The sequence below is a fragment of the Flintibacter sp. P01028 genome, from assembly GCF_041925235.1.
In the GTDB taxonomy this organism is placed as follows: Bacteria; Bacillota; Clostridia; order Oscillospirales; family Oscillospiraceae; genus Lawsonibacter; species Lawsonibacter aceti.
This window is the reverse complement of the sequence record NZ_JBHEVC010000021.1, coordinates 1-5,053: the sequence shown is the minus strand read 5'-3', so window position 1 is coordinate 5,053 and position 5,053 is coordinate 1. Positions and strand designations below refer to the sequence as shown.

Here is a 5,053-nt window from a genome sequence, read left to right as displayed (position 1 = left end):
CTTCCGGCCATCCTCCGTATACAGATAACAGCCTTCTCCCCTTACAACACAGGGCGTTGTCTCCGCGTGCATCGCCATTGGGGGCAGGAGTACCTTGCTTCTCTCATGCTGAGTCATAAGAAATTCCTCCTAAAAATATTTTTGAATAAAATCATTATCTAGGTCATCAACCATTGATCATTTCTACAATACCTTGTGTAAAGAATGGAACATAAGTTGTTAGCATCAAAACAACTAGCAACGCACCAATGAACCACAATACATACTTTAGCATAGCCTCTATCTTTACACCAGAAATGGATGTAGCCACAAATAGGTTAGAGCCATAAGGGGGTGTCACAAAACCAATTGCCAAGTTCATGGTGAGCACCACACCGAACTGAACGGCTGATAGTCCACATTCCAATGCAACAGGTAGGAGAATCGGTGACAAAATGATAGTCGCAGGGATATTATCCATCAAGCATCCCACAAATAGAAGGAACACATTGATAATCAGCATCAAAATAATAGGATTGCTGGTTAAGCTTGTCAAAAACGCCGCAATTAAAACTGGAATTTGCTTCAATGACAGGTAACTTGCAAATGCAGTCGCAGTACCAACCATAAAAACAATATTACCATTTAACCGTACGCTATCTACAAATGCAGCATAGAGCTGTTTCAGTGTCATTTCACGATAAATTACTACACTTGCAAAAATAGAATATACCACCGCAACGACAGCCGCTTCTGTTGGCGTAAAAATACCCGCATAAATTCCACCCAAAATAATAACAGGTGCCAACAATGCCCAAAAGGCGTCTTTAAAAGAAATCCAGACATCTCTTCCCGTCGGTTTTGAACTCGCCCCTTGGTAACCATATTTTTTACTCATCACTACACAGGCAATCATAATCGCAATTCCCATCATGATGCCTGGCAGAAAACCCGCAATAAACATATCGCCAATGGATGTACCGGTCACGACACCATAGATAACAAAAGGAACGGACGGGGGGATAATAACGCCAATGGATCCGGCAGAGGCTGCCAAAGCAGCGCTGAACGGACGTGGATACCCCTTCTTCTCCATCTCAGGAATCATGATGGCACCAACGGCAGAACAGGTAGCCATAGCCGAACCAGAAATCGCCGCAAAAAACATACAAGCTGCGGTTGTCACTAAGCTCAGTCCACCAGTAATCCACCCTATACAAGTATCCGCAAAGTTAACGATTCTTTTTGCGACACCGCCCGTACTCATCAAATTGCCAGCCAGGATAAAAAATGGAATCGCCATCAGCGAAAAGGAATTCACTCCACTAACACAATTCTGTGTAATCATCGCTAACGGAGTATTCGTAAAACCGGCTAAAACCACCAAGGTAGCTAACGCGATAGAATAGCCAATTGGCACACCAATGAATACCGTTATCAGAAAGACTCCGAACAGAACTAGAATTTGCATCTCCATAAATCTAAGTCCTCCTTATACTGATCCGTCAGCCAATTGCCCACGACCCATTATCTTCATGATGTCTTCGGCAATCTGTGCTATAACCCGGATACTCAGCATTCCTTGGCTCACAGGCATAACCAAATAAACCACCCAAACTTTCAGCCACGGAATAGACGAAGCCACTTTTCCGCGTTGCATCATGGACTGAACCACTTCCAGACCATTAAATGTAAAAAACAGGCAGATCCCCAGCCACATCAGTTTCACTACGATATCCAAAACTAACTTTGCTTTACCTTTAACCCGGCCACTGATAATCTCAATACACAAGTGATCTCTTGCCGCAAAGTCAGTGCCCATCCATATCATCCAAACAAAGAGATACTTACAGCCTTCTTCACTCCAAGAAATCGAGTTGTTAAACACATATCGAGCAATTACCTGTACAAAAATTACAACTACACAAACTGCTAATGTAGCTACCAAAAAAACTTCTTCCAGTTTATTGATTCTATGTGTTATTTTTTTTAAACCATTCATATCGTTTTCCTTTTTACCCATTTTAGTGTATGTATTCTCCGGAATTTCTATCATCCAGAGAATACATCACTCTTTTATTTATTACATATCTAAAAACACTAATTCAAGTTCACAAAGTTTAACGATACTTGCTCAAGGCTTCCCATGCTTCAGGGAAGTTTGCCTCTGCTTCCTCATACAACGGAGTCAGTGCCTCGCGGAACGCTTCTTTCTTGTCATCTTCCAAATAGTTTACTGCACAACCGCTTTCTTCCCACTTAGCAATATACTCTCCGTCTTCGCTGACCTCTGTATTGCGTTGCCAATCTTCCATATAGGTACGGATACCTGTATCAAAAATCTCTCTTTCCTCATCTGTCAAACTTTCATAAAAAGCACGGTTACAGATGATTGCATTCATATCATATACATGCTCAGTTACACTGAAATATTTCTGCACTTCGTTAAACCCAGAAGTATAAGCAATAGCGGCTCCATTTTCCTGACCATCGATAGTTCCCTGCTGAAGGCCGGTAAAGACCTCATTGAAACCCATCGGGGTAGCGTTAGCACCCAGAGCATTCATCCACTTAATATATGTACTGCTGTTCATTACGCGCATCTTAATTCCTTTGAGATCCTCGATACAAGTAATCGGGCGCACATTATTTGACATATTACGGGTACCATTGGAATTGAAGCCAACGCAGATATATTCTGTGCCATCCAAAGTACTCTTTAGATAGTCTCCCAGCTCACCATCAGCAGCCTCAAACGCATCTTCAACAGAGTCATACAAATAGGGGAGGTTCAACACACCCCAATCTGCCGCATAGGTTTCCAAAGAGGCCACAGAAGGCGTCATCAATGTAACGGTGCCATACGCACACATTTCCAGCATATCCTCATCGCCACCAAGGACACTGTTGGGCTGGATATTTACAGTCATGCTACCCCCAGATTCTTTTTCGATATAATCTTTAAACTGAAGAGATGCACGATTTATATTATGGTCTTCGGCATACACATGTCCCAGGACAATTTCCTTTGCACTTCCAGCAGCGCCGTTTCCCCCAGCATTGGAAACAGATCCGTCTTTGCTCCCGCAAGAAATCAATAAACCTGTGGTTAAAGCAAGAATCAGCGCACAACTCAGTCTTTTTTTCATTTTAATCATTCTCCTTTTTCTCAAATTTGATTCCCTATTTGACCATGTATTTTACTATTTGGCTTATCCACCCCTATCTAATTCATATTTATTATCACATAAGCTACCACACTACATCGCGTATATTGGCATATCATCAGATAATAAATATTATTTTTTTAATATCAATAAAATTACAATTTTTGTTAACCTTTTTAGACTATATTTTTATAAATGTAAGTTCTTCTAATTATCTGTAAAGCCATAATTCATTTAATTAAGAAAATTTTCCTTTTTACCAAACTGATGGCAGGTGAAAAGAGCCAGATATTCAAAATGTTTAAGAACATAATTGCGTCGAAACATACAATAGTTTAACCGTGAAAAAGAAGATCTGTGTAAAAAACAGTCAAACCAGATAAAGAGCACCGCCCTGTACTGACGATTAGTCAGGGCAACGCCCTAGAAGGGAATTCCAACAATATTCAGAACCATTAAAGGCTATCAGGAACAGACTGAGCATTCGACTTAGTCGTTTGCGAAAGATTTTTATTTTATGGACTCTTTTTTATTTATCCTATGTCCCCCATTCTGGGCTGCGCTTCTTGGTTCTGGCTATAACATGAATTGTATTCTCACACCGTGAGAATACAATGATGGCGCCATCATTGTGCTTGCTATTCATAAGATATTTACATTATAATTATACAAAGCGACAATGTCAATAAAATTTATCGTCTAAAATATATATAATTTAGATAAACCCAAATCAATTATATCTCCTGCGCCCTAAGGGCATCCAGTGGATATCCACTAGAACGAGAGTGAGTACATGGTCACACCGCAAGGCGAGACGCGGAGCATGACAGAACCTGCGTAGACAAAAAAGTCCTCGGCAGATACCGCCAAAGCAGTATCTGCCGAGGTTATCAGGCGCCTAAAAAATTACCCCTATTAAGGGGATATCAAATATCCCAGCTCCCTATGCTCTCATCCGCTAGATTTCAATACGCCTTCACCATACCTCCATCCATCAGCAGGGTCTGTCCAGTGAGATAGGTATTGGCCTCAGAGCACAGGAATGCGGCCATACGCCCATACTCCTCAGGCCGACCATACCGGCCAAGGGGAATGTCGTGGAATGCCTTATGCTGGAGCTCCTCCACCGACAATCCTTCCTTCTGAGCCCGGATCTGGTCCAGCTGGTCGATGCGGGCAGTTCCCACCCGGCCGGGACCGATAACATTGACCAGAATGTTGTCCGGCCCCAGCTCCTGACTCAGGGTCTTGGCCAGCCCTACCACCCCCATACGGAAGGTGTTGGACAGGATCAAATCGTTCAGCGCCGCCTTCACAGAGGAGGATGTAGAGCACAGGATACGGCCCCCTCCATTGGCCCTCATATAAGGCAAAACAGCACGGATCGTCCGGATATAGCTGAGTAGGCACAGCTCATAGGCATCCTGCCAAGCCTGGTCATCAAAGGAGTCAAAGGGGCCCGGTTTGGGACCTCCACTGTTGTTCACCAGGGCAAAGATAGGACCGCATTTCTCCACTGTGGTCTGGACCAGCTCCTGGATATACCGGGGATCGGTGATAGACCCGGCCAGATATTTCGGCTTGTTTCCAGTGGCGTTCAGGATATCCTGCTGTGCCCTTTTCAGCTGCTCCTCAGAGCGACCGCAGAGCATGACCCGGGCTCCTTCCCGTGCCAGTTCCATTGCGATAGCCTTCCCCAATCCGCTGCTGGAGGCCAAAACCAACGTACTCTTATTCTTCAGTCCCAATTCCATGGTCCGTCCATCCTTTCCATCTTAAGCACCCAAAAGGGGCGGGCCGCCCGGCCGTCGCGTGTGACGACCGAGGCGGCCCTAAAAGTCAGCGATATTACTTCTTGATGCCCCGCTTCTTCATCCAGTCAGGCAGTTGGTCAGGCTGCAGGCCAT

4 protein-coding genes are annotated in these 5,053 nt (G+C 44.0%); all 4 read right to left on the bottom strand.

What is annotated here, in order from left to right:
• Positions 1-166: 166 nt before the first annotated feature.
• The 4 genes from ACEVJK_RS14360 to ACEVJK_RS14345 all read right to left on the bottom strand — a co-directional run bounded on the left by ACEVJK_RS14360 (position 167) and on the right by ACEVJK_RS14345 (position 4,900).
• Positions 167-1,456, bottom strand: coding sequence for a TRAP transporter large permease (locus ACEVJK_RS14360; RefSeq protein ID WP_374740895.1), 1,290 nt, complete (start codon positions 1,454-1,456; stop codon positions 167-169).
• Positions 1,457-1,471: 15 nt separating this feature from the next.
• On the bottom strand, positions 1,472-2,002 hold the full coding sequence (locus ACEVJK_RS14355; RefSeq protein WP_240287402.1) for a TRAP transporter small permease: 531 nt from the start codon (positions 2,000-2,002) through the stop codon (positions 1,472-1,474).
• Positions 2,003-2,099: 97 nt separating this feature from the next.
• The gene (locus ACEVJK_RS14350; protein ID WP_186853517.1) at positions 2,100-3,128 is read right to left on the bottom strand and encodes a TRAP transporter substrate-binding protein; all 1,029 of its coding nucleotides are present in this window, start codon (positions 3,126-3,128) and stop codon (positions 2,100-2,102) included.
• A 983-nt stretch (positions 3,129-4,111) separates the two neighbouring features.
• The gene (locus ACEVJK_RS14345; protein WP_374740894.1) at positions 4,112-4,900 is read right to left on the bottom strand and encodes an SDR family oxidoreductase; all 789 of its coding nucleotides are present in this window, start codon (positions 4,898-4,900) and stop codon (positions 4,112-4,114) included.
• Positions 4,901-5,053 lie beyond the last annotated feature (153 nt).